The 26,829-nt window shown below is 58.5% G+C and carries 28 protein-coding genes and 1 pseudogene; 18 read left to right on the forward strand and 11 right to left on the reverse strand.

Annotated features, from left to right (window positions below; translation table 11 throughout):
• Positions 1-90 precede the first annotated feature (90 nt).
• From AC1XOS_RS03750 to AC1XOS_RS03770, 5 genes are all read right to left on the reverse strand, one after another.
• The gene (locus tag AC1XOS_RS03750) at positions 91-345 is read right to left on the reverse strand and encodes a hypothetical protein (RefSeq protein ID WP_481960877.1); all 255 of its coding nucleotides are present in this window, start codon (positions 343-345) and stop codon (positions 91-93) included.
• Positions 346-413: 68 nt separating this feature from the next.
• A complete protein-coding gene (locus AC1XOS_RS03755) occupies positions 414-1,097 on the reverse strand; it encodes a hypothetical protein (protein WP_481960878.1) in 684 nt (227 codons plus the stop codon).
• A 14-nt stretch (positions 1,098-1,111) separates the two neighbouring features.
• Complete coding sequence (locus AC1XOS_RS03760; RefSeq protein WP_481960901.1) at positions 1,112-2,443, reverse strand: polymorphic toxin-type HINT domain-containing protein; 1,332 nt, start codon at positions 2,441-2,443, stop codon at positions 1,112-1,114.
• A gap of 115 nt (positions 2,444-2,558) precedes the next feature.
• Positions 2,559-3,806 carry a M16 family metallopeptidase gene (locus tag AC1XOS_RS03765; RefSeq protein WP_481960879.1) on the reverse strand — a complete coding sequence of 416 codons (1,248 nt, stop codon included), beginning with the start codon at positions 3,804-3,806 and terminating at the stop codon, positions 2,559-2,561.
• The gene (locus AC1XOS_RS03770) at positions 3,806-5,116 is read right to left on the reverse strand and encodes a M16 family metallopeptidase (protein WP_481960880.1); all 1,311 of its coding nucleotides are present in this window, start codon (positions 5,114-5,116) and stop codon (positions 3,806-3,808) included. Before AC1XOS_RS03770 ends, AC1XOS_RS03765 begins: the two co-directional genes overlap by 1 nt.
• Before the next feature lie 133 nt (positions 5,117-5,249).
• On the opposite strand from AC1XOS_RS03770, the gene rodA reads away from it, so the two are divergent.
• On the forward strand, positions 5,250-6,398 hold the full coding sequence (gene rodA / locus AC1XOS_RS03775; protein WP_481960881.1) for a rod shape-determining protein RodA: 1,149 nt from the start codon (positions 5,250-5,252) through the stop codon (positions 6,396-6,398).
• A 4-nt stretch (positions 6,399-6,402) separates the two neighbouring features.
• On the opposite strand, the gene AC1XOS_RS03780 is transcribed toward rodA, so the two are convergent.
• Complete coding sequence (locus AC1XOS_RS03780) at positions 6,403-7,587, reverse strand: Ig-like domain-containing protein (protein WP_481960882.1); 1,185 nt, start codon at positions 7,585-7,587, stop codon at positions 6,403-6,405.
• A 148-nt stretch (positions 7,588-7,735) separates the two neighbouring features.
• Between AC1XOS_RS03780 and AC1XOS_RS03785 the strand changes: the two are divergent.
• From AC1XOS_RS03785 to AC1XOS_RS03815, 7 genes and pseudogenes are all read left to right on the forward strand, one after another.
• A pseudogene (locus tag AC1XOS_RS03785) lies at positions 7,736-8,011 on the forward strand (endonuclease domain-containing protein); the annotation flags it as partial.
• 78 nt (positions 8,012-8,089) lie between these two features.
• Positions 8,090-9,412: an argininosuccinate synthase gene (gene argG, locus AC1XOS_RS03790; protein ID WP_481960902.1), complete on the forward strand. Its 1,323-nt coding sequence runs from the start codon at positions 8,090-8,092 to the stop codon at positions 9,410-9,412.
• 89 nt (positions 9,413-9,501) lie between these two features.
• On the forward strand, positions 9,502-11,229 hold the full coding sequence (locus AC1XOS_RS03795; protein ID WP_481960883.1) for a polysaccharide deacetylase family protein: 1,728 nt from the start codon (positions 9,502-9,504) through the stop codon (positions 11,227-11,229).
• Complete coding sequence (locus AC1XOS_RS03800) at positions 11,226-11,732, forward strand: hypothetical protein (RefSeq protein WP_481960884.1); 507 nt, start codon at positions 11,226-11,228, stop codon at positions 11,730-11,732. Before AC1XOS_RS03795 ends, AC1XOS_RS03800 begins: the two co-directional genes overlap by 4 nt.
• The gene (locus tag AC1XOS_RS03805; RefSeq protein WP_481960885.1) at positions 11,729-12,952 is read left to right on the forward strand and encodes a DegT/DnrJ/EryC1/StrS family aminotransferase; all 1,224 of its coding nucleotides are present in this window, start codon (positions 11,729-11,731) and stop codon (positions 12,950-12,952) included. The genes AC1XOS_RS03800 and AC1XOS_RS03805 overlap by 4 nt, the downstream gene beginning before the upstream one ends.
• Positions 12,953-13,067: 115 nt before the next feature.
• Positions 13,068-13,781, forward strand: a complete 714-nt coding sequence (locus AC1XOS_RS03810) for a hypothetical protein (protein WP_481960886.1) — start codon at positions 13,068-13,070, stop codon at positions 13,779-13,781.
• 63 nt (positions 13,782-13,844) lie between these two features.
• The gene (locus AC1XOS_RS03815; RefSeq protein ID WP_481960887.1) at positions 13,845-15,707 is read left to right on the forward strand and encodes an NHL repeat-containing protein; all 1,863 of its coding nucleotides are present in this window, start codon (positions 13,845-13,847) and stop codon (positions 15,705-15,707) included.
• Here the strand turns inward: AC1XOS_RS03815 and AC1XOS_RS03820 are convergent.
• From AC1XOS_RS03820 to AC1XOS_RS03830, 3 genes are all read right to left on the reverse strand, one after another.
• A complete protein-coding gene (locus AC1XOS_RS03820) occupies positions 15,692-16,243 on the reverse strand; it encodes a DUF2087 domain-containing protein (RefSeq protein ID WP_481960888.1) in 552 nt (183 codons plus the stop codon). The two genes, AC1XOS_RS03815 and AC1XOS_RS03820, sit on opposite strands and share 16 nt — an antisense overlap.
• 108 nt (positions 16,244-16,351) lie before the next feature.
• The gene (gene rhaI, locus AC1XOS_RS03825; RefSeq protein ID WP_481960889.1) at positions 16,352-17,536 is read right to left on the reverse strand and encodes an L-rhamnose isomerase; all 1,185 of its coding nucleotides are present in this window, start codon (positions 17,534-17,536) and stop codon (positions 16,352-16,354) included.
• Between the two features lie 100 nt (positions 17,537-17,636).
• Complete coding sequence (locus AC1XOS_RS03830) at positions 17,637-18,191, reverse strand: DUF7822 domain-containing protein (protein ID WP_481960890.1); 555 nt, start codon at positions 18,189-18,191, stop codon at positions 17,637-17,639.
• Positions 18,192-18,281: 90 nt separating this feature from the next.
• On the opposite strand from AC1XOS_RS03830, the gene AC1XOS_RS03835 reads away from it, so the two are divergent.
• On the forward strand, positions 18,282-19,562 hold the full coding sequence (locus tag AC1XOS_RS03835; protein ID WP_481960891.1) for a Gfo/Idh/MocA family protein: 1,281 nt from the start codon (positions 18,282-18,284) through the stop codon (positions 19,560-19,562).
• A 59-nt stretch (positions 19,563-19,621) separates the two neighbouring features.
• Positions 19,622-20,506, forward strand: coding sequence for a ParB/RepB/Spo0J family partition protein (locus AC1XOS_RS03840; protein WP_481960892.1), 885 nt, complete (start codon positions 19,622-19,624; stop codon positions 20,504-20,506).
• Here AC1XOS_RS03840 and AC1XOS_RS03845 read toward each other — a convergent pair.
• On the reverse strand, positions 20,503-21,108 hold the full coding sequence (locus tag AC1XOS_RS03845; RefSeq protein WP_481960893.1) for a hypothetical protein: 606 nt from the start codon (positions 21,106-21,108) through the stop codon (positions 20,503-20,505). The two genes, AC1XOS_RS03840 and AC1XOS_RS03845, sit on opposite strands and share 4 nt — an antisense overlap.
• A 64-nt stretch (positions 21,109-21,172) precedes the next feature.
• On the opposite strand from AC1XOS_RS03845, the gene AC1XOS_RS03850 reads away from it, so the two are divergent.
• Genes AC1XOS_RS03850 through AC1XOS_RS03865 form a run of 4 tightly spaced genes read left to right on the forward strand, consistent with a single transcriptional unit; the run spans position 21,173 to position 22,245 of the window.
• The gene (locus AC1XOS_RS03850) at positions 21,173-21,514 is read left to right on the forward strand and encodes a hypothetical protein (protein ID WP_309719142.1); all 342 of its coding nucleotides are present in this window, start codon (positions 21,173-21,175) and stop codon (positions 21,512-21,514) included.
• Positions 21,511-21,957 (forward strand): type II toxin-antitoxin system VapC family toxin, encoded by a 447-nt coding sequence (locus AC1XOS_RS03855; protein ID WP_481960894.1) that lies wholly within the window; start codon positions 21,511-21,513, stop codon positions 21,955-21,957. The genes AC1XOS_RS03850 and AC1XOS_RS03855 overlap by 4 nt, the downstream gene beginning before the upstream one ends.
• On the forward strand, positions 21,944-22,126 hold the full coding sequence (locus tag AC1XOS_RS03860) for a hypothetical protein (protein ID WP_481960895.1): 183 nt from the start codon (positions 21,944-21,946) through the stop codon (positions 22,124-22,126). Before AC1XOS_RS03855 ends, AC1XOS_RS03860 begins: the two co-directional genes overlap by 14 nt.
• Positions 22,123-22,245: a hypothetical protein gene (locus AC1XOS_RS03865; RefSeq protein WP_481960896.1), complete on the forward strand. Its 123-nt coding sequence runs from the start codon at positions 22,123-22,125 to the stop codon at positions 22,243-22,245. Before AC1XOS_RS03860 ends, AC1XOS_RS03865 begins: the two co-directional genes overlap by 4 nt.
• Positions 22,246-22,302: 57 nt before the next feature.
• Here AC1XOS_RS03865 and AC1XOS_RS03870 read toward each other — a convergent pair whose 3' ends face one another.
• Positions 22,303-22,539, reverse strand: coding sequence for a hypothetical protein (locus AC1XOS_RS03870; RefSeq protein WP_481960897.1), 237 nt, complete (start codon positions 22,537-22,539; stop codon positions 22,303-22,305).
• A 216-nt stretch (positions 22,540-22,755) separates the two neighbouring features.
• Between AC1XOS_RS03870 and lipB the strand changes: the two genes are divergently transcribed.
• The 4 genes from lipB to AC1XOS_RS03890 all read left to right on the forward strand — a co-directional run bounded on the left by lipB (position 22,756) and on the right by AC1XOS_RS03890 (position 26,826).
• Positions 22,756-23,400, forward strand: coding sequence for a lipoyl(octanoyl) transferase LipB (lipB, locus tag AC1XOS_RS03875; RefSeq protein ID WP_481960898.1), 645 nt, complete (start codon positions 22,756-22,758; stop codon positions 23,398-23,400).
• A gap of 146 nt (positions 23,401-23,546) precedes the next feature.
• The gene (locus AC1XOS_RS03880) at positions 23,547-24,638 is read left to right on the forward strand and encodes an outer membrane beta-barrel protein (RefSeq protein ID WP_481960899.1); all 1,092 of its coding nucleotides are present in this window, start codon (positions 23,547-23,549) and stop codon (positions 24,636-24,638) included.
• A 137-nt stretch (positions 24,639-24,775) separates the two neighbouring features.
• A complete protein-coding gene (locus AC1XOS_RS03885; RefSeq protein ID WP_309719152.1) occupies positions 24,776-25,114 on the forward strand; it encodes a P-II family nitrogen regulator in 339 nt (112 codons plus the stop codon).
• Positions 25,115-25,257: 143 nt separating this feature from the next.
• Positions 25,258-26,826, forward strand: a complete 1,569-nt coding sequence (locus AC1XOS_RS03890) for an ammonium transporter (protein WP_481960900.1) — start codon at positions 25,258-25,260, stop codon at positions 26,824-26,826.
• Positions 26,827-26,829 lie beyond the last annotated feature (3 nt).

The raw sequence follows: 26,829 nt of genomic DNA on the forward strand, positions 1-26,829 counted from the left end.
GGCAGCCGCAACGGCACCCCCGTAGACACCGGCCTCGGCGGCTTCTTCTAAGCCTGTAGTATCGTCGCCCATCCTGCCCCACCTGCACCTCTATGGCTCTGTCTGGAAGTAGCGGTCCATTCCCGTCGTGAGGTCTTTGCCGCGATTGGCTCCCACGTACATGAAGCCGCTCGGCGTGCCCGCAGGCGAGTTGGTTCTACCGCGTCGCTCTCCCCAGGCATCGTAGCCATAATCCTGAGTCGCAACGGTTCCATTGAGTGAAGACCACTTGACAAGCTCGCCACGAACGTTCCAGTCAAGAGACATCGGCGCAAGGCCCATGCCCAGCGCCAAGGCCGAGCACAACCTGATACCAAACTAAAAAGAAAGTCAGAAAGAGCATCTTATGAAACTATCAATAAAGCTGTGATCAACTATAGTTTGTCTAGTTTAAAACCTTCAAAACTCTCGGATTTTAATAAAGATCCCAATTTTTCAGAGATGATGACATATCCTCCAAATACGCCATCGAACTTAGATATATCTGAGCCATCCCATAAATTATTATTAACGGTAGGAGGCTTTCCATAATCACTATATGTCTTCCTTCCACAACCATTGCACATATAAAGGATTTCGATGGGAGGATCACACAATGCCAATCCTGCATTTCCAATAATTTCAATTTCGTAAAAATCGTTTGAAATACTACCATTAATAATCACAGGATGAGCTTTCCACCCTGTAATAAATGATCTCATTAAAAATGAAATAAATCTTTGGCTCACAACGATTGCATTAGAAGAAGGCATTGTGAAATCACAAGAGCGACCACTTGCTGATTCTAAAGATAGAAAACCAACATCAACCCCTGGTTCGATATCCTGAATAAGCCATTCGCCTCCAAGATCATCCAGAATTTGTTTTTTAAGATCATTAAACTGATCTAATGAAATCGGCTTTTGACGACGAGAACCAAAATAACCATCAGGGTATTCCATCCTTAATCTTGAATTACTGTTACCCCATATTTGACCGCATATATCACAATATATTCCAGGCAGTCCTGAAAATCCAGCAATTGAAAACATGCCATCATCTAAAACATTTTCGATCATTCGATAAAATATCATTATTTACCAGTCTTCCAATATCTTTGGAATTTATAATGTCCAATTCCTGTTTGCGCACGCATTTTTTCCATTTGTGCAAACATGTCTAACATTGAAGCTTGTGGGTTTTCAGCAAAAAATTCTCTCCATTGATGGTTCCATGCTCCTCCTCGCGCACCACTAACCGATCTCCCATTTGGCAATGTTTTACCATGTAATGAATTATGCTTCGCTTGAGAAACTTTGACGGTGTAATTATCTATATCTAAACCAACACGATCCCAATGTGCTTGAAATTCTCCTGATTGCGGGAAAGTGTGATGTTGTGGCCGACACTGATTATGTACCCACAGCCAGCCATCCGTTCGCTCATCTTGCCGTTTGACTCCTCCAACAAAGTAGCTATGTGTACCCTCAACCTCAAAGTTATAGACAGTGGCAGGCTTCTCCTTCGTCTCGATCCGAACAATCTTCAACGACGGCCCCGCACGCGTTACAATCGCGTTGCCTATCGCCAGCCGACCCGCAGGAGTCCAGCCGGTGCCTTCGACGTAGAACGGGTGCTCGGGTGTGGTTTCGACGTGTGTGCCGCCTTCGACCTCGATCACCAGCGTGGATGGCGCGGTTCGCACCTTCGTACTTACCACACTCTGTTTGATGATCTTGCCTGTCGCCTCATCTTTGGAGAGAACCTTATCGCCCGCTTTAACCTCCTCAATCGCCTTGCTACTGCCGTCAGCCATCAGAACGAGAGTGCCAGCAACGAAGCATTTACCTTCTGTAGCCTCGACTGCCGCTGTCGCCGCCGCTGCTGCTGCTCCCTTACGAGGAAATTTGGGTAACTTAGGGAAGTACTTGGGCGTGGGAACTTTCTTCAGACCGGGAGCCAAGGTCATCATGGAGCCCATCAACGAGTTGCCAAAAGCACGCGGATCATCCGAACCAAGCCCCATGAACATGTCCATGAGACCTTTACCGGCCATGCTCGCGGCGGCTCCAAGACCACAACGATACGCAACACCCCCAAGACCTATCATGCCATTGACGGCATTCACCGGGTTAAGAGCATCGCCGTACCCTGCAAAAATCTGCCCGACATCGCCTAGATAGCTGCCCGTTTGGTAGAGTCCGAGTGGGTCTGTGAAGTTGATGGGATCGTTTCCGCAGTAGGCGTAGAAGTTGCTGCCGCCGCTAAAGCCAATCGGGTCTTCGCTGTTGAACCTTCCTAAGCCCGGCGAGTAGTAGCGGTTGCGGGCATAGACCAAGCCGCTTTCGTCGTGCTCCAGGCCCGTGAAGCCGTAGTTCTGACCGCCGAAGCTGTTGGAGCCGCAGGGCAGAGCCCCTTCAGCGATGCGATCGCCAAAGTTGCACCGTAAACCTCGCTTCCAACCCCCTCCTTGCCTTTAGGTGAGGAGGGGGCAGGGGGAGGAGAGGTGACGGGAGGAGAGGTGACGCTAGGAGAAGTAGCTACCGGGTGCGGACGAGGGCGGGGTTGCCGCTGAAGAGCTGCTTGGCGACACGCTCGACATCGGTGCGCTTGACGGCTTCGATACGGCGGGTGAGCTCGAGCTCGAAGGCGGCTCCTAGCCCACTAGACTCTGCCCAGGCAAGCGCACGGGCGCGGTTGAGAACGAGCTGGCGCTGCTGGGTGTGCTGGGCAAGTAAGAGATTCTTAGCCCGCAGAAGCTCCGAGTCGGCGATGGGCTTGCGGGTTGTCTCATTGAGCACGTTCAGAAGTGCTGCTTTCATCACGCCCGGGTCTTGATTCCCCAGAACATAGGCCATCCAGAGCGTACTGTCTCGGGCAGGCAAGAGCTGAGAGCGCACTTCGTAGCCCACGGACTCCGTGTCACGCAGCCGGAAGAGCCGGCAGGCTTTCCCCAAACCAAGTACCGCATCGAGCACAAGAAGCGCGGCCCAGTCGGCGCGCGACTCCGGGTTGCTCATGCCAGGGAAGAGATAGGCCACGCCGAGAGCCGCGACCCCAGGAGGGGTTCCACGGAGCGCCTGGTCACGCAAACCTGCGGGAATAGACTCGGTGACCGGGAGCTTCTCCTTCATGCCTACCGCTCGCCGGTTCCAGTCCCCGACACTCAGGCTTATCTCCACCCAGCGCCGTGCCACGTCGGGCTCAAACTTCCCGATCACCGCAATACTCGTTCGCTCGGGCGTGCAGAAGCGCGTGTAGACCCCACGGACATCTGCCACACTCGCGTGGCGCAGGCTGGCCTCGTCGCCCTGAACACTCAGCTCCGTCCCTAGCGCTCGTGCCCGAAGTGCGAGGAGGAGCTTGGGAACCAGCTCTTCTTCAAAAAGTGCCACCGAGCGGAGCTGATCGGTGCGCGCCTGCTCCAGAGACTCGTCGGTAAAGCGAGGCTGCGCCAGGGAGTTCATCAAGAGAGTCTGGGTGGACTTGATCAGCCCCTCTTCCGTGGGAGGTGAGACACTCCAGGCAGAGAGCTGGTTGCCGTCGTAGCCCGTTCCCAGTGCTCCAAAAGCGTCCACATCGCGCTGGAGAAGCTCAGGTGTGCGCCCTTGGGAGTCCATCCCGAGCATGCGTGCTAGCAGCGTCACCACACCGGGCTGTCGCCGTAGCTCCACCCCGCTGATACGCACACTCACCGCCACCACGGTCGCGGGCGCACTAGCATCAGGGACGATCACGAGAGACGTCCCACTAGGCAAGCGAATCGGCTCAATGGTGGTCTGGCGCATTAGCGTTGTCCTCCTCTGAGCTCGCCCTCAGGGGGCAGGGGCGGGTTTGGCCCTAGGAGCGCCACGGCTCTTAAGTTCCGGTGAAGAGTCGTGCGCAACAGCCCTTGGAGCGTCTCTCCGCGCACTTGGGGCACTTGCTTCTCCAGCTCATCTTCCAGCCCCGGCGTGTCCAGAGCATCGTAGAGCGTGAGCCGCCGCGCGAGGCCATCCACACTCGCCTTCTCCGTGACGATCTTTCCGAGCACCGCCCGTCGTCCTGCCTCAAGCTCCGCCGCACTGAAGCCATCTTCAAAGACCCGCTGAAGCTCGTCCAGAACGGCAGTTTCCAAGCGCCCCGCATCCCGTGCGAGCCCTGTCACGGCGATATAAAACAGCCCCCCACAGCGCTGGGGAACCCACTCCGCCCGCACCCGTAGCCCCACGCGCTGCTTGCCCAGCAGGGCAGTCCCAAGGCGACCCGCATCTCCCTGCACCAGAATCTCCGCCAGGACGGCCAGGCTCGCCGAGGCGTTCAGATCCGCGACGGGAGGGGTGCTCCAAGCCAGGACAACCGTGGTCAGCCGACGGCTTGCCGCTGCCGTGTCCGCTCCTGCCCGGTGCCCCAGCCCATCCCGTGAGGAGGGCACCAAGAGTGTCTGGCGCAGCGGACGAACCACGGGACTCATGCGTGGCCCTGCAAAGAGCTCCGCCGCGGCGGCTTCGACCTCGGCGGTCACCACTGGCCCCACCACACACAGGGTCATTCGTGCCGGGCGGTAGCACGCCACATGCACGGACTGAAGATCCTCTGCCGTGAGTTTTTGCACCACGCGCCACTCGCCAAAGAGCGGCATCCCATAGGGCTCCCCGGGCAGATGCAGCACACGCAGAGCGCTGTCCAGCCCCAACCGCAGAGGATCGGCGAGCTCTAGGGCCATCTCGGCCTCCACCACTTTTTTCTCCGCCTCGATATCTCCCTCACGAAATGCAGGACGCAGTGTCAGCTCCGCCAGTGCCGCCACGAGAGGACGCCAGTTCGGCGGTGCGACCGTGGTCTCAAAGACAGTCATGTCTCGCAGGGTGCGGGCAGCCACTTCGCCTCCCAGTGTCTCGGTAAGCTGGTCAAATGCGCCAGGGGTCTTGGCAGCGGAGCCTTTGAAGACCATGTGCTCGATAAAGTGCAGCGTGCCACTGCGGGCGGGGTCTTCATCGCCACCGCCCACGCGCACGGCAAGGCTCACACCCACCAGTGCCGCCTCGGGCCTCTCCACCACAATCAGGCGCAACCCCGAGGGCAAGACACGCCGCTGAGGGGTTCCTGGTAGCTCCACGGGTTTTTCCGTTTTCCGTTTTTCCTGCGCAGAGGCCAGACCGAGCGGTATACTTGCATAAGTACCAATGACTGTGAGAAAATGACGACGATTCACCAAATAGGATTCGCCATTTCCCTCCGAAATTCCTGCCATGATTGAAGCCCTCCAAAACCTGATTGAGCCCCGCCACCGTAAGAACATAGACTGGATTCTGATCCTGTGTGTTGTCCTGATCATGTGTGCGAGCCTCGCCACGATCTACTCCGCTTTCGCAGGGCACTTTGGCCCGGCCAGTGGGATGAAACAGATGGTCAAGCAAGGTTTTTTCTACGTGTCGGGGTTGGTGCTCATGCTCTATATCTCCACCCGTGACTACCGTAGCTTCCCACGCAATGCCAATGTCCTCTACGGGGTCAATATTGCCTTGTTGCTTCTTATACGCGTCATCGGACAGGAGAAAAAAGGAGCAGCACGCTGGATCAGTATCGGGGACTTTCAGTTCCAGCCCTCCGAGCTGGCTAAGATCATCACTATCCTGACACTTGCCGCGTTTCTGGTTCATGTCGGCTCTCGCATCAAAGAGCTGCCCGTCTTTCTCCAGTCTCTGGCCCATGTGGGAATTCCGATGTTTCTGATCAAGATTCAGCCGGATCTGGGAACGGCCCTTGTGCTCGGTGCGATCTGGCTGGGGATGGTTTTTCTGGCAGGCGCAGACTGGAAACATCTCCTGGCGGTTCTCTTAGCCGGGATGCTTCTCCTCGGAGTTGGCTGGAAAACGGGCAAGGGACTCGATAAGTTCCAGCAGGATCGCATCAATGTCCTGTTCATGTCCCGCAAGAACATGAGCAAAGCCCAGCGAGACCTAGCCTATCAAGCCGATCAGGGAATTGCCGCCGTCGGGGGCGGCCAAGTGACCGGGCAAGGTTTCCGGCAGGGACTCCAGACCAGCGCAGGTTTCGTGCCGGAGAACTGGACGGACTTTGCGTTTTCCGCCTTTGCCGAGGAGCAAGGCTTTGTGGGCAGTGTCGCTCTCATTGCGCTCTATCTGCTCGTGATCGCGCGTGGGCTCCTGTGTATCGCGGAGAGCGAGGATCTCCTAGGGCGGCTGATTGTAGGGGGAGTGGTGAGCTACCTTGGGTTCCACGTCTTTGTGAATGTTGCGATGAACTGCTCCCTCGCCCCGGTAGTGGGAATTCCACTCCCTCTCTTTAGCTACGGCGGCACAGCCGCTTGGATCAACTGTACCGCCTTAGGGATACGTCTCTCCGTGCGCATGCGCCGCCGCAAGCTCCAGTTCTAGCCTTCTAGGGGGCGGCGCTGACGGTCACACTGGCGCTACCGGACTTGCTACTCGCCGTGTGCGTGAAGGAAATGAGAACCGGGCTACTGGTCAAAGCCAAGCCCTTGATCTTCCCACTGGAGTCCACCGAGACCAGCGCACTGTTGCTGGATGCCCAAGTGCCGGGCTCTAGCGGCAAGATCGTCCCCGAGCTGTCTTTTAAGATCGCCTGAAGCGTCGTCTCGCCGTTGACTTGCAGCGATGTGCTCGCCGGGTTGATGGTGACGCTATTGACCGTGGCCGCGCTGACCGTCACACTGGCCGTCCCGACCTTGCCACTGGCGGTGTGCGTAAACGTGATACTGGTTGTTCCCACTTTAAGCGCGGTGACTTTCCCCGTGCTGTCCACACTTGCCACGGTCGCATCTGAGGAGGCCCAGGTGCCAGGACCGGAGGGAAGTGCGCCGCCGGAGGCATCCCGTAGCGTGGCGGTGAGAGTCTTGGTCTGGGCGACCGTCATGGGGTTGGACGTCGGTGTCACCTCGACCCGATCCACAATTCCCGCCGCCGCATTGGTCACGGTCACCAGCGACGAGCCAGACTTGCCCGACTCGGTATCGGTAAACGTAATATTGGTTGCACCCTCTTTAACCGCCGTCACCTTGCCACTGGCATCCACGCTCGCGACGCTTGCATCGCTCGATGCCCAGCGGGTCTTGCCGGTGGTGAGAGGCACTAAGTTCCCCGCCGCGTCTTTGGCAGCGCCTGTCAGGGTCTGCGCGGAGCCAGGACGGATACTGGCGCTAGCCGGGCTTACCTCAACACGATCCACCGTGCTCGCCAGTGCGATCTGTAGATTGGTCTGGTTGCCGCTGGAGACCCCCACTTTAACCGTGGTCGAGGCCAGCGCCACGCCTTGAGCATCAGCGGCAGGAAACGCACGCGCCTCCACGTTCAGATCGCCGGGCTGGAGCCCAAAGAAAACCAAGGTACTGAAGCCGCCCGTAGTGGGTCTATTGGCGACGCGGAAGGTCTTGAAGCCCCCAGCATCTTGCACCTCAACCCGCACGCTCTTCGTGGCATCAGGGAGAAGTCGCGAGACCTCGGGCCACTGGATTCGCATCTGCAAACCCGTCGCCGGAGCTGTCAGAGAACTACCCGAGCCCCCACAACCACTCAGGCTCAGCGAGGCCACACCACAAGACATCATCAAAAAAGCTGCTACCGTCACTCTCATACCCTGCTATTCGTCACAGGCACACGGGATTCCTGCCCCCCTAACCCCCGCCCGGCGGGGGAACAATAAAGAATTTTGCAGACTTTATCAGAATCGTGGGTTCCCAACCGTTCTAGAAGTGATGAGATCAAAACCGAGATACTGGCGTGGCGCTTCGCCAGAGCTACAAACCGGACTCCGCTTTCGCCGCCAGTATGCCTATGAAGTCTACATCTTCGATTTCTACTGCGCAGAGTTCAGGCTAATTGTGGAGGTAGATGGGGGCTACCACCATGAATCCTTCCAGTCCGAAAAAGACGGAGAGCATGATGCCTACCTTGCAGCCTTAGGATTTCGCATCGTTCGACTCACCAATGAGGAAGTTCTCTACCAGCTTCCCGTCGCCCTCCACAAAATCCAAAATTCCCTCACAGAATGGTTCCCCCGCCCGGCGGGGGTTAGGAGGGAAGCTGATACAATAACCACCGACAAAACTATGGATAAGATTCTTCTCTCTCTTCCCAAAGGCGAGCGTGTTGGCATTGCGTTCTCAGGCGGCCTGGACACGTCGGCGGCGATTGCTTGGATGCGGCATCATGGCGCGATCCCCTACACCTACACGGCGCATCTGGCCCAGCCCGATGAAAAAGACTACAACGATATTACAAAACGTGCCGACGAGTACGGCGCGGAGAAGTCTCGGCTGATTGACTGCCGCGAGCTGCTGGTTCACGAGGGGCTCATCGCGCTCCAGTGCGGGGCGTTTCATATCTCCACGGGTGGCAAGACCTACTTCAATACCACTCCGCTGGGCCGCGCGGTCACGGGGACGCTGCTTGTTAAGGCAATGGAAGAGGACGATGTCCATATCTGGGGCGATGGCTCCACGTATAAAGGCAACGACATCGAGCGGTTTTACCGTTATGGCCTGCTGGCAAACCCCGCGCTCCGTATCTACAAGCCCTGGCTGGACCAAGACTTTGTGACCGAGCTTGGCGGGCGTAAAGAGATGAGTGAGTGGCTGATCGCGCATGGCTTTGACTACAAGATGAGCACCGAGAAAGCCTACTCTACGGACTCGAATATCTGGGGCGCGACCCACGAGGCCAAAGAGCTAGAGTTCTTGAGTAAGGGCCTGCGGATTGTCGAGCCGATCATGTCCGTCAAGCACTGGGATTCGAGCGTTGCGATTGCCCCGGAGGAAGTGAGCATTCGCTTTGAGGAAGGCTTTCCGGTCGCGCTCAATGGCCAGAGCTTTGAGTCGCCCGTGGAGCTGGTGATGGAGGCAAATCGCATCGGGGGGCGGCACGGCCTCGGCATCTCCGACCAGATCGAGAACCGCATTATCGAGGCCAAGAGCCGGGGAATCTACGAAGCCCCCGCGATGGCGCTGCTCTTTATCGCCTACGAGCGGCTCCTCTCGGGCATCCACAATGAAGGGACGATTGACAACTACCGGACACTAGGCCGCAAGCTCGGGCGGCTTTTGTACGAGGGCCGCTGGTTCGACCCGCAAAGCTTAATGCTACGCGACACGCTGCAAAAATGGGTGGGGCGCGCCGTGACAGGAGAAGTGACCCTAGAGCTACGGCGCGGCGACGACTACTCAATCTTGGACACCTCTGGCCCGCACCTGACATATCATCCCGAGCGCCTTTCTATGGAGCGTGTCGAGGGCGAAGCCTTCTCCCCGCTGGACCGTATCGGGCAGCTCCAGATGCGCAACTTAGACATTCTAGACTCCCGCGAGAAACTCGCTGTCTACCAGGAAGCAGGCGTCCTGCCCCCCGGCGGCGGCATCGGCGGTCTGCTGGAGTAAACCGAACCATCCAGACGGCACGATCTCACGCCCACTAGCGAGCAAGTGTGAGAAGGAACACGGAGGGGGAGGGCGAATCTAAGGACAGAATGCCAACGCCTGCCATGCCGATTCCCCTGGGGGTCTGCGTCCTGCCCGCCCCCAACCCCAACGCCGCCCGCGCCGTGCGCTACCCGGAATATATCCACGAGATTCTTGGTCATGTGGGCCTCTGTTACGCCGCCATTCCCTACACGGACCTCGAAGCGGCGCTCCCATCGCTCAAGCTTCTTGTCACGGTCGGCGAGGGCAAGCTCCCCGACGCCGTCCGTGCCTGGGTTGAAAACGGCGGCGCGTGGCTCTCGCTCGCGGGCCTCTGCGGCCTCGGCGACCTGCTTGGCGCGGAGCCCCTCCTCGCCACCTACAGCCTCTGGGCCAGCGGACTACGCTCCCTAGGTGAGGGGTACCTGCCCCCCCCTCCCCCGTCCGACGGGGGAGCCGATACCCACGCTTGGCAGGGGCTAGGGGGCGGGCTGCACTTCTTCGGCGGCCTCGCCGTCTCCCCAACCGATGCAACTGTCCTCGCCACCTGCAGCGACTCCCACGGGCGGCCCAGCGAGCTCCCCGGAGTTCTCGCCAAGGGTAAGTGTCGCCTGATCGCGCCCGATCTGGTGGGCTCGGTGGTCCATATCCAGCAGGGCCGCGCCATCACCCGCGATGGCATCCCCAGCAGCGATGGTACCGGCCCGACCCACGACGGTGTGCTCAAGTCCGACGATGGGCAGGCTCTCGACTGGCTCCTCGACCGAGCACCCGTTCCCGGTGTCCCCGGCCTGAGCGGCTTTCTCACGCCGGTCGCCGATGCCTGGGTGGAGCTGCTTCTCCAGAACATCTTCGCGCTGGCGAGCCTCCAAAATCTTGCCCTGTCCCTGCTCTGGTACCACCCCGACGGCGCGATTGCCCAGGGCCACCTCTCCCACGACACCGACGGCAACAACCCGCTCGATGCCGAGGCACTCTTGACGGCATTGGAAGAGGCCGATGCGCCCGGAACCTGGTGCGTGATCCTGCCCGGCTACGAAGCAGAGCTTATGGCGAAGATTGCCGACGCCGACCACGAGCTCGCCACCCACTACGATGCCCTCGATCACCCGTGGAGCGAAGACGAGTTCCGCAGCCAGCACGAGCGGCTCGTGGCGCTGTTTGGCGAGATCCCGGTCACCAACAAGAACCACTACCTGCGCTGGCAAGGCGATACCGAGTTCTACGGCTGGCTGGAGCGGGTCGGCATCCAGCTCGACCAGTCCAAGGGGACGTCGAAGACGGGTGAGGTCGGCTTTAACTTTGGCACCTGCCATCTCTACCGCCCGGTCGCCCCCGATGGCACCGTGCTTCCCGTCTGGGAGCTGCCCACGCCCACGCAAGACCTCTGCATCTTCGCCCCGCCCGAAGTGGCAACGCCAATCCTAGATGCCGCCATGCGCTACCACGGCATTGCGCACTTTCTCTTTCACCCCGCCCACATGCGCAAGCCCGGAGTCGCCGACGCGCTCCAGGCCGTGGTCGCCGAAGGCAAGCGGCGCGGCATGGTCTGGCGGACGGGCAGAGAGCTCGTCGAGTGGGAACGCGCCCGCCGCGCCGCTTTCTGGATCAACGCAGAGGAGCTTGAATTTCCCGAGTCGCTGCCTGGCGCAACTATCCTGACACTCGACCCAACCGGCGACGTGGAGCGCTGGGGATGGTGGTTTGCCATCTCCGCGCCATCTCCCCGCGCTCCGCGCGACCCTCTTCCTGATTCCCGCTCCGCGGAGGAAGAGGGTGTGGGTGGAGGTTTATGATGGGAACGGTCACCTACATTCCGGATGATCCGCAACGTTCTTGCATCATCGGGATTCATATCACGGCATCACTTCCACTTGCGGAGCAAAATGCTCTTCGGGAAGTTCTGGATACACTCATTGAAGTTACCAAAGATTTGGCCCCGCTATTAGGTGCCGCCTACCACACCGTTGTAGCCCCTCGTGGCTATATTGGCGAAATTATTCAATTCCTCAAAGAGCTGAACTACCCGCAAGATACAAAAGCCCTCACAGACTTTCTCATACAACACTACTATATCCCTCATACCAAGCGCTATGGAAGAGTTCCCTACGATCTTGAACCCGATCAGCTCGATGATTTCGTCGCTGCAATAGTCCCCCGCGGCAAGGTAAAGCAAGCAAAACTCAAAGAAGCGCTCCAACAAACCCTCTTCCTAGCGACGAAGGAGCGACACAGGAAGAGGGTCGGCGAGGAACGAGCCGGGGAGATGGCCAAACCTGGGGAGATGGCCCAACCATGAACAACACACCCTCACTTTTTGGTGGCGAGAAAGCCAAACAGACACCCTACGGCGTGGGCGAGCCGCGCTACGGCGACGACGAGCTGCGTGAGCTTCAGGAGGCGCTGGCACAGAACACACTCTTTTATGCCCAGGGCAAGAAGGTCAAGCTCCTAGAGGCAGAGTTCGCCGAAAAATACGGGGCCAAGCACGCAATCACCTGCACCAGCGGCACGGCGGCGATCCACACGGCGCTGATGGCACTCGGGATCTCCCCCGGCGATGAGGTGGTTGTCTCCCCGATCACGGACATGGGGACGATCAGCCCGGTGCTGTTTCAGGGCGCGATCCCCGTCTTTGCCGATCTGACGCCCCATGGCTACACGCTCGACCCCGAGTCGGTGGCGGCACGGATCACCCCAAAAACACGCGCGATTATCGCGGTGCACCTCTGGGGCAACACGTGCGATCTCGATGCCCTGCAAGCCCTCTGCGACCGGCACGGTATCTTCCTGATCGAGGACGCCGCCCAGGCGTTTGGCGCGACCTACAAGGGCTGCCCGGTCGGGACACGCGGTGCGGTGGGCTGCTTCTCCTTCAACGAGTTCAAGCATATCTCCTGCGGCGACGGTGGCTTGGTCCTCACCGACGACGACGCGCTGGCAGAAAAACTCCGCCTCGCCACCGACAAGGGCTACAACCGCCGCCCCGATGCCCTCGTGCGCCAGCCGACCTTCCTCGCCAATAACTACCGCATGACCGAGCTCCAGGGTGCGGTCGCGCGGGCGCAGCTGCGCAAGCTGGATGGGATTGTGGAGAAGCGTCGCGCGTGGTGCAACCGGCTGACCGCCAAGCTCCTCGGCACACCCGGTATCACGCTCCCGGAGGCGACGCATGGCGTCGATCCGTCGTGGTGGTTCTATCTCCTGCGTGTCGTCCCCGAGACGCTTGGCACCGATGCCGACGGCCTCACCAAAGCGCTCGCGGCGGAGGGCGTCCGCGCCGGAGCCCACTATATCGGCGACCCCATCTACCGCTACCCCATCTTCACCGGCAAGAGCGCCTTCGCCCACGCCCCCCACGCCTGCGATAGCGTGGACTACACAGCGCAGCGCTGCCCGGTCGCGGAGCAGATTCTCGAAACCGGCGTCATGATCCCCGTCAACGAAGCCAACACCGAGACCGACGCCGACGAGGTGGCGTTTGCGATCCAGAAGATTGCAGCGTGGTACGGAAGATGAGCCATCTCCCCGCCCTTCCGGCCATCTCCCCGGCTCGTTCCTCGCCTCCCCTCTTCCCCTGCCACTCGTTCCTCGTTGGGAAGAGGGGCTGTAGAATGGTGCTGGAGTAATACCTATGGATAGCTTGCTCAAGAATGCAGCGTGTGTCATTCCACAACCAAAGACGAAACAGCTTCTCCCTCTGTTCTGGCTAACCGAGTCACGTCTCCTGGTTCAAGAGAGGCGCCCAACGGGATCTCCACCTCAGGTACGCACCGGAATACTGGATATTCCCAGTGGCAAAACCACCTACCCGGCTTCTGTCCCGCGTTATCTCCAAGGTAGCCTTTCACCGAATAAAAAATGGGTTCTTTGTGAGCCCCCCACTCAGTGGGATTACGAGGGAGTTCTTTGGGTGGAGGCAGTCTCACTTAATGGTCAGCCCACACAACGATGGACCTACGAAAAACCAGAGCTTGGTTTCCAAGTTTTCAAAACCTCGAATTTTTTCTGGTTGCCTGATGGACGTAGCTGGGTATTGCTAGCATATGCCTCAACAAATAAAGGAAACCTTATCTACGCGCTCACGGGCAACTGGACAGAGAAACCATACATTAAAGTCTTTCCATTAGGGCTATCGCAGGACGACATTTCTCCCAGCACAAATACACAATCGGCGCACCTACATTGGGAGTTACGCCTCTCCCAAGGCGAGCGCTCTCAACGGGAGTTCCCCCCGAAAGGCACACAGCTCCAGTGGCTCCCGAGTGGCAAGAAGCTCAGCTTTCAGTACGACAACGCACTCTGGGTGGTGCCCGATGCACCACCCAAGCAACCACAAATCATCTAACCCTCCCCTCTCTCCGCCCTGCCTCCGCAGGGTTGGGAGGAGGGGCAGGGGGAGGAGGGAACCATGAAACCAACACTTTTAGGACAGCCGTGCCAGGCACGCAATGTACACGCCGGGGTGATTGTCAACGACAAGGGCCGCGAGTGGTTTGTCATCACCAACATGAACGAAGCATCGAACATGGAGCTGATTATGATCGACGCCCAGCGGGATGTGGCCGAGGTGCACCGGGCTCCGGCGGGCTCGGGGGCGTGGGCACTGGAAAAACTATCGGAGACCCTGCTGGCCGTGGGGACCTATTTTGACGGCATGTTCATGCTCTTTGATGTCAGCAAGCGCCAGTGGGTCAAGACCGCCAAGTTCCCCGGCGAGGACTATATCTGGAACTTTGGAATCGGCAAAGACGGGCGGCTCTACGGCGGGACGTATCCTGGTGGCAAGCTGGGAGCGCTGACGGTCGAGACCGGCGCGGTGGAGGACCTGGGGGCACCGACCAAGGCAAGCGGCAACCTCTACCTGCGCTATGTCTCCGCACTCCCCGACGGGCGGCTCTTCTGCCAGTTTGGCTTTGGCAAGCCCGAGACGCAGGTCTTCGATCCGGCGACCAAGGCGTTTACCAAAGCCCCCGACGCGCTCCAAGGTGCGAGTATCGGGGTGGCATGGAACGGGTACTTTCTGGTCGGGGCGAAGGCGTTTCGGATGCCGGACTTGGCAGAGGTGACGCCGCTGCCGTTCCCGGAGCCCGATCCCAAGGACGGTGCCTGGAACGTCGACACGCGCCTCACCGACTCCAAGACCCTGATCCTGCGACAAGGGCAAAAAGTCTGGCGGTTTGTGGCGGGGGAGAAGAAGCTCACGCTCGCGCTGACCCTCACCGAGAACTCCGGCGGGCTGCTGGCGCGCAACGACAAGGGGACGTTCTTTGGGGTGCGCGGCCAAGACTACTTCACCCTTTTCACCCTCGGGGGACGCAAGCGCAAGCTGGAGTTGAAGCGTATCCCCGGCCCCGCCGCGCCGCGCCCGACACACTTTCTGCGAGTCGATGACCGCGGGCGGCTCTGGGGCGGCCCGACCTTTGGGCAGACGCTCTTCTACCTCGACACCAAGACCGGCAAGCTCACCAATACCCGCACGATCTCCGACCAGGGCGGCGAGGTCTACGATGCGGCCATCCTCGACGGTATCTGCTACGCGGTGGCCTATGTCGGCGGCGAGGTGATCCGCTTCGACCCCGATGCCAAGTGGAACCAGGTAGAGCATGTCAATCCCAAGACCATCTTCCGGGTCGGGCCGGACTACATCCGCCCCAGCGCCGGGGTCTGTGTCGGCGACGATGGCAGGCTCTACGCGGGCTGGCTGGCCAAGTACGGCGAGTACGGCGGGGCTGTCAGTATCACCGATCCCAAGACCGGCAAGTCCGACGTTCTCAAGAACCCGCTGGGGCCGCAGGGGATCAGTGGGGTCGCACCCGTCGGAGTGGGGCAGGTGCTGATCGGCACCAGCACCGAGGCCAATGGGCTCTCCGCACAGAAAGGCGTCCCCGTAAAAGTCGGGCTCTGGGACCTGGCACAAGGAAAGGCACTCTGGACCCACGAGTTCCCCGATGTAGCATCGGTCTACGGCCTCCTCTACGACTCCCACACCAAGCTCGCTGCGTGCGCCTACCGCAACAAGCTCTATATCTTCGATCCTCAGAAAGGCGAGCTCAGTGCCCCCGCGATTGAGAAGCTCAGCAGCCGCCCCATCCTTGGCGAGCCCGGGACGGTTCTCTACGCCGACGGCAACACGCTCTTGTCCTACTCCCTCACCACCAAAGAGAGCCGTGAGCTCGCCAAGCTCCCGGCCAAGATCGGCTCGATCGCCTACGGCGGCCCGGAGAAGAGAGTCTTTGTCGCCTGTGGTGTCGATGTCTACAGCCTCCAGTAGACCCCGCTCTCCCGCGCCATGAGCCGCTCCGCCACAAAGAGGCGGCGGAGCGTCGCGACATCGTCGTGGAAGGGGCGCAGCTTGGCGCTGAGCTCCACCTCGGTGTAGCGCACACCCGGCTCAAACTCCGCCACGAGCCGCTCCAGCACGATCCGCTGCTTCTTCTGCCGCGCGGGGATCGTCGTGAGCCGCCCGTTCTCAAAGAACGCATCCAGCACTTTCTTAGCGAACTTATCGGCGGGCTCCTCCGCCTCCATCAGCGCCTTCAGCCGCTCCCCCAGCCCCTCACCCAGCGCGTCCACGGCCTCAGAGCGCGCCTGATGCACTCGGCTCAGCGTCTCCACCAGCCCCGCCTCGCGTAGCTTGCTGATATGGTGCGTAATCGTCGGCTCCGACAGCCCCAGAGCCGCCGAGAGTTCCTCGCCCGTCTGCGGCTCGCGCAAGAGCAAGCCCATGAGCCGAAGCCGGGTCGGCTCCCCCAGCGCCTTCAGCTGCCCTGCTAGTGTTCCAATGGTCTCTATCATTTCAACATCCATCTAATCATATAATTAGACAGATGACAAATAATAAAATTAGACAAACATAAAAAAGCCCCTCTCCCAGCGAAGAATGAGCGACTGGAAGAAGGGTTGGGGAGAGATTGGCTACGCGCCTAAACCGGCTCCACTTGCCCTTGCGGGCTCGACCTGGCGGCGGGCGCGGCGCTCTTTGACGAGCTCGTCGGTGGCGAGGGCCTTGAGCGGATCGGCGGGGCGACCGATTTCTTCGCGGGTGGCAGCGAGGATCGGGCGGACATCGGTCTCGTAGGCATCGCGGAGAATCGCGTGTGCCCCCATGACGTCACCGGCCACCTGCATCTCGGCGAGGGCGGCGCGGTCTACCAGCAGCGCCTTGGCATAGGCGGTCTGGACATTGAGCACGGAGAGTACCATGGCCTCGATCTTCTTCTCCACCACGTGGCTCTGATCTAACATATACGCCGTCTGGAACGCCGTCTTGCCGTCGTTGCCGTTGATCAGCTCATGGAAGATGCAGAACAGCGCGTAGGGGTTGGCGCTCCCCACGATCAAATCATCGTCGGCGTAGCGGCGATCATTGAAGTGGAAGCCCCCGAGGCGGCCCTCGGCAATCAGCGTGGCGACAATGAACTCGATATTGGTGTAGTGGCCATGGTGCCCCGTGTCCACCAGCACTTTGGCACGCTCACCCAGCTTCTGACAGACCGTGAAGCTTGTGCCCCAGTCGGCTAGATCGGTGTGGTAGAACGCGGGCTCGAAGAGCTTGTACTCCACCAGCATCTCGCCATCCTCGGGCATCGCGGCGTAGCCCTCGGCAAGCGAGTCGATCAGGCGCTGGCGGCGGCTCTTGATATCGTCCTGGCCGGGATAGTTCGTCCCATCAGCCAGCCAGATGCTCAGCAGCTTGCTCCCGGTGACTTCCATGATCTCGGCGCACTCTTTGAGATGCGCGACGGCTTTTTTGCGGATCGCCGGGTCGGGGTTGCAGACCGAGCCGAGCTTGTAGTCGTGGTCCTGGAAGAGATTTGGGTTGATCGCCCCAATCGCAACGCCTTCGCTCTTGGCGAACTCCGCGATATCGGCCCAGGTCTTGCCGGCAGGCGGCAGGTCCCAGGGAATGTGGACGGCAACCGTCGGGCAGACCCCCGTGAGGCGGTGCACCGTCGCGGCATCCTCGATCTTCTCGTAGATATCACGAGCGACTCCCGGCTCGGGGAAGGCTCCGAAGCGGGTACCCGCATTGGCAAAGCCCCAGGAGGGCAGCTCGATAGGAAGGGCGCGCAACGCGGCGCGGATTTGCTCTTGGCTCATGCCCGATGATTCGTGGCCGGCGCGGCGTTTTCCTGCCGCCGATTGGAAATCGGCGTCTGCAATGGCGTTCCGCCACAAAGCCCGTGCCGGGCTCCCGAATTTATCCCCAGCTTCCGAGACCAAGGTCGTAGAGCGGCTGAAGCGGATCGCGGGGTTTCTGCGTCTTTTGCCAAGGCCAAAGACGCTTTGGAGAAGTTAATATCGGGGCCAGCAAGGCCGTCAAAGTCGTTTCAACGTCTGTAGGTATCCGCTCGTCCAAGTGCTGTATCTCCTCCAGAAGCCGGGACGTTGCGGCAAAAAAATCAGATTCGCTCATCTGAAAAATATCGAACGGCTCCAATAATACGTAGGGTAGCTGAAACTCGGGGCGTGTGAGAAACGCCTTCGTCTCTTCTATTAGCGGCTCCGTAAGCAGATGAGTAAGGTGATCGAGAAACGCAAAAAGCTGCTCACGCCCTTGTGTCAAATCTCCCAGGATCGCAACTTCGCCTTCACCAGGCCAATCAAGCGAAGGGCAAATTCGTGGTGATGCCGAGGTCAGCAGCTTAAAGACAAGCGGAATATCGTAGGCATACTCTCCAAGAAGTAGGGGGTTTATCTTTGCACCTTCACCAGGAACAAAATCAACAGCATAAAGCGAGCACCGATTGGCCATCTTAACCTAATTATAGCCCGGCACGGGCTTCGCGGCGCGAAGCGCCATTGCAGACGCCGGTTTCCAACCGGCGGCAGGTAAAATGCCTGCATGAGTTTTTCGAGTTTCAAAGAGTTTCAGGACGTCAAGCCCCGTGTCGCGCTGATCGGCTCCGGTTGGTACGGCAAGTGTGATCTGTTTCGGCTCCTGCAAGTCGCCCCAAATGCCGAGGTCGTGGCACTGTGCGATGTGGACAAGAAGATGCTCACGGAGGCGGCGGACTTAGTGGCGACGCGGCAAGTATCAAAGAAGCGCCCCGCGACTTTTTCAGACTATCGAGAGCTGCTGACAGAAACCAAGCCTGAGCTGGTGGTGATCGGGACGCCCGACCACTGGCACGCGCTCCAGGCGATCACGGCGATGGAGGCGGGGGCGGATGTCTACTGCCAGAAGCCGATCTCGGTGGATATCGCCGAGGGGCAGGCGATGCTGGCGGCGGCGCGCAAGCACAAGCGCGTGGTGCAGATCGGGACGCAAAGAAGAAGCACACCACACTTGGTCGAGGCGCGGGAGATTTTAAGAGAGGGCAAGCTAGGCAAGATAGGGCTGGTGGAGACGTGCTGTTACTACCACATGCGCAGCTCTAGCCGTGCGGCCAATACAGCGCCGCCGGAGACGCTGGACTGGGAAATGTGGACGGGCCCCGCGCCACTGCGGCCCTACAACCCGGTGGCGCATCCACGGGGCTGGCGTGCGTTTATGGAGTACGGCAATGGCATTGTCGGGGATATGTGCGTTCATATGCTGGACATGACCCGCTGGATGCTAGGCCTCGGCTGGCCCAAGAGCGTGTCATCAAACGGCGGGATTTTTATGGACAAGGCCAGTGTCGCCAATATCACCGACACCCAGACCGCGAGCTTCGACTTTGGCGAGACGCAAGTGCTCTGGCAGCATAGGAGCTGGGGGGATGCGCCAGACGCGAAATATCCCTGGTCGGCGATTTTCTATGGCGAGAAGGGCGTGCTTAAAGCCAGTGTCAATGGCTATGACTTTATCCCCAGCCGTGGGCAAGCGATCCATAAAGACGTGACACTGGAGCTGGACAAGTTCCCCGAGGACGCTACCGAGCGCGACTTAGAGAAACACGTCGCTCCCGCCATCCGCTACCACATGGCCGACTGGCTTAAAGCTGTCCAGAGCCGAGGCCGTCCGGTGGCAGATATTGAGGAAGGCCACATCTCCACCGCGAGCTGCATTCTCGCGAACTTGGCGCAGCAGACCGGGCGCACGCTGGCCTGGGACGCGCAAAAAGGCCGCATCCTCGGCGACGAGGCCGCCAACAAGCTCCTGCGCCGCCCCTATCGGAAGCCCTGGGTGCATCCGGCCTGATATAATAGCGAGCGAACATCTGCTTGCCAGATGAAAGAATAGATTGCCGGAGAGACTACTTGGAACTGAAGTTTATTGCGATTACGAAGATCGTCGAAGACCCTGACCAGCCGCGAAAAGTGCTGGACGATGCGGCGCTGGCGGGCCTAGCGGACTCGATCCGCCAGCATGGCCTGCTCAACCCCATCACCGTGATGGCGCTGGAAGGGATTGATGCCTACCGGATCGTCACCGGCGAGCGCCGCTGGCGAGCGTCGCAGCAGGCGGGTCTCACCGAGATGGCCTGTATTGTTCGGAGCCTCGCCGACGAGACCCCTGAAAAAATGGCCGAGCAGCTGGTGGAGAACCTCCAGCGTGAGGACTTAACGCCGCTGGATAAGGCCAAAGCGTTCACCCAGCTCAAGGAAACTCTGGGCGCGACCAACAAAGAGATCGGGCAGCGCCTCGGGGTTTCCGAGCGCACCGTGGGCTATTTACTCGACTTACTGGACCTTCCCGAGGCCATCTCCGAGCAGATTATCTCATCGCCCAACCGTCCCGCCGATGGCAACCTCACCGAGAAGCACGGGCGTTTCCTGCGCCAGCTCAACGAGCAGCCCGACCTACAAGCGCACCTGGTAGAAAAAATCAAGGGTGAAAAACTCTCCGCCGACGACACCGGGAAGGTCGCCAAAGCCATCCGCGAGAGCCCGGCATTAGCGGACGAGATTCTTTCGTCGCCTGTGATGGAGCTCCCCAGCCTTCTGGGCAAGCGCGACGACACCACGTTCAGCGCGGGACGCGGCATGGCAAAAATAGTCGAGAAAATCCCCGCGATGCTCGAAGAGATCAAGCTAGAGCGCGCCTCTGCCGCCGACCTGCCACTTCTCGAAGAAAAACTCACGGCGGCTCGCAAAGCCATAGACGAAAAACTCGCCGAAGTCAAAGCCGCGCAGCGCAACTAAGTTGGTTTCGTTCTGGCCGTCCTTGCGCTTTCCAGCAGGACGGCCAGTTCGCCGTAGGTACTGCCAGCCAAAATCTTAAGACGCATTCGATTTCCGACATACTGCGAGGTCACCTGTCGAGAAAACTCGATAAGTCTATCGCTGGCGATTGCCTCCTCAGGCTGGCTTTGACAGATTTTAAGAAGCCCACAGATCACGAGTAGCAAGGGCAGTGACTGATAGGCTTTTGCTTGGGTAGCAAGCTGTAAAAATAGCTCTAGCGCCTGGTCTTCGTCTCCGCACGCCCAGCACGCACGCGCCCTATCTCCCAGGAGCATCTGCTGAAAGGCAGCATCATCAGTCTGCCAGTGTGGATGCTGAAAGTAGCGCTCGACGCACTCTTTGGCAACCTGCCAGTCTCCTTGCTTGGCGGCCAGATCATAGCCCAGGGAGGCGAGCAACTCCACGTCTGCTATAGCGGTTTCCGCAAGCGCATCGCCTACACAGTGTTGCTGCCAGAGCGCCGCCCAAACTTGCTGAGATTCTGGCGAGTACTTATCGTCTCCAGAGACAATCTTGTCCCAGACTAGATAAATTTCTGATGGCTTTTTTCGTCGCGGCATTTTACAGACAGTATACAATCCGTCGAGCGATATAATTTCTCTTGGAGGTAGCCTGATGCGTCTGATGAGTGTTTTGGTTTCTGATGAACTTGCAAAAGAGCTAGAGTTAGAAGCGCGGGAGAGTAACCGTGATCTGGCGGAGCTGGCGGGAGAGAAGCTGACCGTCGCAACAGCCAGACCGATTGATTCTCGCGTCCTAGAGTTGCTCAAGTACACCCCCGATACAAAAGTCATCGCTGGACGCTTGGTCTACACTCCGCCTGCCGAGCCACCAGACTGGGTTAAGGCACTGCAACCGACCAATCCTCCAACTGACGGCACGAATGGGATTCATCGTGTTTACGGGGCTCTAGAAACTCCTGAAGACGATAATGAGATTGCTCTTCTCCTCCAGGAGGAGTCGTGAGTCGGCTCTATCTGCTCGATACGAACATTCTGATACGCTATGTACGACGAGACGAACTAGCACAGAATCTTGAGCAGCAGTACGGACTTCCCGTGACAGAGATGATTCCACTGATCTCCGCAGTAAGTGTTGCCGAAGTGCGCTCATTTGCGCGTAGGCGCGAGTGGGGCGAGCCACGAATGACACAGCTACGTTTTCTGCTGACCATGTTTCGCCGTGTGGAGATTCAGAGCGCTGGCATTGAAGACGCCTATGTCACGCTTGATGTCTACAGTCACTCCGTGGGAGTAACAATGGGGAAGAACGATCTTTGGATTGCGGCTACGGCGCTCGTCTCGGGCGCAACTCTTCTTACGACGGATCAGGATTTTGATCATCTTGCCGGAACATTTCTAGATCGCCGCTGGATAGATCCACTAACCAATCACCATGGAACTTCTTAATTTTCTTTCGGGGGGGCCAATTGGCTACCACGAGAGCTGGGAGCGGCAGCGGGCGCGAGTGGCGGCAAGAATCGCAGGCGACATGCCCGATGGGGTAATTCTGTTGGAGCATGCGCCTGTGGTAACCTGCGGCAAGATGGGCAAGCCTGAGTTTCGATTGGACGCTTGAAGAAGCGATTATCCGCACAGCGGCAGAGTTTGGCGTTGCTGCTTCTCGAAGAAAAACTCACGGCGGCTCGCAAAGCCATAGACGAAAAACTAGCCGAGGTCAAAGCGGCGCAGCGATAATAAAAAAGGGTCTGTAGTAGCCAACGATGCTACTACAGACCCTTTTTAGACAATGTCCTATCGTTTTGCTTTCTTTTCTCCGGTTTTTTTCGCCTTTGGCGCATCGGGGTGGTTCATTCGACGTAGAAGTTCGTCCTTCTCTGACTTTCGAACCAGTCCTTTGTTTGGAAACGCAAAAGTCTGTGTAAACGCAGACTTTGCAGGCTGTACTTTCTTTTCCTTCTGTGCCTTAACCGGGGACATAACTCCCCCCATCACACTCATTCCTACCAACACCAAAACGATTTTTTTCACGAAATCGGAACCTCCATGCTTACTATACGTACGAAATCACATTCGTGTTCCCAAACCCATCAATTAAAAGGATAAACGGTACCAAATGTTAGACTGGCATACCAAACGGATGGGTCGTCCGTATCACCCGGCTTTCACCATACCATCTGCCCTGATGACTTTTTTCGTCGCGGCATTTTCTTCCTCCGAAGAGTACACTACCCAAAGAGGCTAGTTTTGGAAACGATAAATTTACTTTCCGAGGGTTTGATTGGCTACCACGAGGGCTGGGAGCGGCAGCGGGCGCGAGTGGCGGCAAGAATCGCAGGCGACGTGCCCGATGGGGTGATCTTGCTGGAGCATGCGCCCGTGGTGACCTACGGTAAGACGGGCAAGCCCGAGTTTCGTTTGCTCAGCGAGGACGAGTACGCGGCGCGTGGGATCGAGCTGGTGCCGACGGACCGTGGGGGCGATGTGACCTACCACGGGCCGGGCCAGCTTACAGGCTATCCGATTGTGCACCTGGGCGAGGGCAAGCGCGATCTGCATAAGTACGTCTGGACTTTGGAAGAGGCGATTATTCGCACCGCGGCAGAGTTTGGCGTTGCTGCCGTGCGGGTGGATTTTCACGCGGGAGTCTGGACGGCGCAGGGAGGCTATCTCGCCGCGATTGGCGTGAAAGTGCAGCGCTGGGTCACGCACCACGGCTTTGGCCTCAATGTAGAGGAGCGAGTTCACTCAGGATTTGAGACGATTGTTGCCTGTGGGCAGACCGGGCGGCAGGTAGTGAGCCTTAGTGCGGAAGCAAAAACAGGGCTCACTCTCGAGGAAGTTGCCTCGGTGGCTGCACGGCATCTTGAATCCATCCTAAATTTTGATTGACAAAAAGCCCAAAATATGTGTACCCTGTGCGTGTTTTTAAACTCTAACAGAGTGATCTGCTAGGAAAGCAGTGCGCCGACCCCTCGGAGGGGGTGCACCGTGACCCAGTAGGATCATCACAGATATATACGGAGGCTTCGTTTCTCATGCGAACTCGTTTGCAGTTTGTGCTCGCCGCTCTTGGCGTCGCAACACTTATGCCCTCAGCTCATGCTCAGGGTCTGACAGTCGGGGGACAGTTGGAGGCAAACTACACCTACAACTTCAACAAACCCAATACTCGTAACAACACATTTCTCTTCAATAGCACAGATGGTCAGTTCACGGTGAACTTGGGCGAGATCAGTGTCCGCCAGGCCGCCTCGGATGAAAAGGCAGGCTTTGTGCTTCGCCTGATGACCGGACGTATCCAGGAGTATTTCAATACGAGATACGGCTCCGATAATATTCTGGAAGCCTATGGTAGCACCAAGCGCGACCTTGGCGGCAAAGAGATGAATCTGGACTTCGGGCAGTTCGTTTCCCATGTTGGCTACGAAACCCCAGACATGGGCAACGGTAACTTCTTCACCAAGTCGTTCCAGCGCCAGTATCTCCAGCCCTTCGTCAATGCGGGCCTGCGTGCCTCGTTTGCCGTAGATAGCAAGACCTCTTTTACCGGAGTTTTGGCCAATCGCTTCGACGGCGTGAAAGCAGGTGCCAGCCGTGACCTAGGAGCAGGTTTCCAGCTCAAGCGCACCAGTGGCGACTCCAGTATCGCACTCAACACCATGACGGCTCGTGAGAACTTGGGTACTGCCACAACGCCTGCCAACCGCTCGGTGAATATCGCCAACATTGTCTATACCAACAAGGTCAGCGAGAGCACCTCGGTTGCGTTAGATGCCAGCATTCGCTCAGGTAAAGATGCGGCGAACCGCAGCTACAATGTCTCGGGTATTACCGGCTACCTGACCAAGACCATCGGCACCAATGTCCTCGGAATTCGTGCAGAGTACCTCTCGCAGAGCAACGCCACCTCGGCCATCCTGCCTCAGTACGCTGCCGATCCGACGCGTAAGCCCACCATGACCTCGATCACGGCTTCCTACGAGCTCAAGGGAGCTTTCCCCGGAGCCCGTACGATTGTGGAGTACCGCATGGACAACGCCGGGGGGGCGATCTTCCCCGGTGAAAAAGCAGGCTCCGTGAAGAAGGATCAGTCCACGGTTACCTTTGCTCAGGTGTTTAAGTTCTAAAAAATTCCGGAAGAAACAAACCGGAAACAAAATAGGACGTACAATACGACCATCAACGGTCGGGTCTGGGCAGACTCTGCAACCAGGCTCGACCGTTTTGTCTTTACAGAGAACAGGAGCTACAAGACGTGGCAGGACTGGTAAAAATTGAAGCAGTGATTCGCCCCCAGCGACTTGACGAAGTGAAGGCCTCACTGGATGACCTGGGAGTCACCGGGATGACCGTCACCGAAGTGCGCGGTGCAGGCAAGCAAAAAGGCTACACGCAACACTACCGTGGTGCGGAGTACACCGTCAACCTCATCCAGAAGCTCAAGCTGGAGATTGTCGCGGCAGAGGCCGATGTAGATAGAATCGTCGAGGCTATCTCGACTGCAGCCCGAACCGGTGAGATCGGTGATGGAAAGATCTTCCTCTCCCCTGTTCTGGATGCCATCCGTATCCGAACCGGTGACCGAGGAGACGAAGCGGTTTAGTCTCCTCCTTTCGCCCTAAATAACAGCCACAGAGCAAAGCTCTTGTGGCTGTTTCTCTTTATTTCTGCTAATGAAACATTACCGAAACATTCTTTTCTTAAAATAGCGGTGTACCCCACACTCTATTGTAAAAGGACAGTTTCATGCGGTTAATCCCATCCCTCAAGAGGCTGACGACTCTCTTCGGAGCAGCTCTCGCCCTCCTGCCCCTCGGGGCTATCGTCCATGCCCAAGCCCCTGCCCCCACTCCCGCGGCAACCACTCCCGAGGCATCTCCTGCGCCTGCTCCCACAGCAGCGGCATGGGATGCAGCTAAGCAAGGCGATGAAAACGGTCTGACAAGCGCGGACTTCACCACAAAGTTCGAAAAAGCCGATGCTCCTGAGCTCTCAGGTGGAGATACCGCTTGGATGCTTGTTTCCACTGCCCTTGTACTCTTCATGACTCCTGGCCTGGCGCTCTTTTACGCGGGAATGGGCCGTGCGAAGAATGTCCTCAATATCCTCATGCAGAGCTTCATCGCCATGTCCATCGTCACGGTGGTCTGGGTTGTCGTGGGCTACTCGCTGGCGTTTGCACCAGGAAGTGACTTTATCGGTGGCATGGACTTCATGATGCTCAATAAAGTCGGGCAGACAACTTTTGTCTGGAACGGCACCAAGATGGCAATTCCTCACCAGGTGTTCATGTGCTTCCAGATGATGTTTGCTGTTATCACTCCCGCGCTGATCTCTGGTGCGATTGTCGAGCGCATGAAGTTCTCCGCCTACTGCGTCTTTATTGCCCTCTGGAGCTTGGTGGTCTACTCTCCTATGGCCCACATGGTCTGGGGCGCAGGCGGTTTTCTGTTCAAGAAAGGTGCGCTGGACTTCGCCGGTGGCACCGTTATCCACATGACCTCGGGCTTCTCCGCTCTTGTCCTGGCGATTCTGTTGGGCAAGCGCCGTCTCTCTGCCCACGAAGACACCCGTCCGCATAGCCTCCCAATGACACTGATCGGAACGGGTATTCTGTGGTTTGGCTGGTTTGGATTCAACGGTGGTTCCGCAGGCGCTTCGGGTGGTTTGGCGGGCAGCGCCTTTATGGTGACCCATATCGCCGCCGCTGTCGCCGGGCTCGTCTGGTGTCTGATTGAGTGGGTTCATGTCAAGCAGCCCACCGCTCTGGGCTTCGCCTCAGGAGCCGTGGCAGGCCTGGTTGCCATCACCCCGGCCTCCGGCTTTGTAACAGCCACCAGCGCGATCATTATTGGCGCTGTCGTGCCCTTTATCTCCTACGGTGCGATCCAGCTCAAAAACAAGCTCGGCAAGTACGATGACACGCTCGATGTCTTCGCCGTCCATGGCCTCGGTGGTACCTGGGGCGCGATTGCCACGGGCATCTTCGCCGATGAGAAGGTCAATAGCCTCGTTACCGCCTCGATCAAGCCAGAAGACGGTGGCCGTGGACACCTGATGACCGCACAGTTCCTCAGCATTGGCCTAGCGATCCTCTTTGGTGTGGTAGGCACGTTTGTTATCACGATGCTGGTGAAAGTTCTCTTCAAGGGAATCGCCGTCAGCGTCAACGAGGAAGAGGCTGGCCTCGATCTCACCCAGCACGGGGAGACGGGCTATGTCTACGGCAACGGCGGTGCCGAAGTCAGCTTCTCCGGTGGCCACGGTGTCCCTGCGATGGCTCCAAATTTTGATCCGGTGGAGTCCACCAAGTAACTT

The organism is Armatimonas sp. (genome assembly GCF_964826245.1).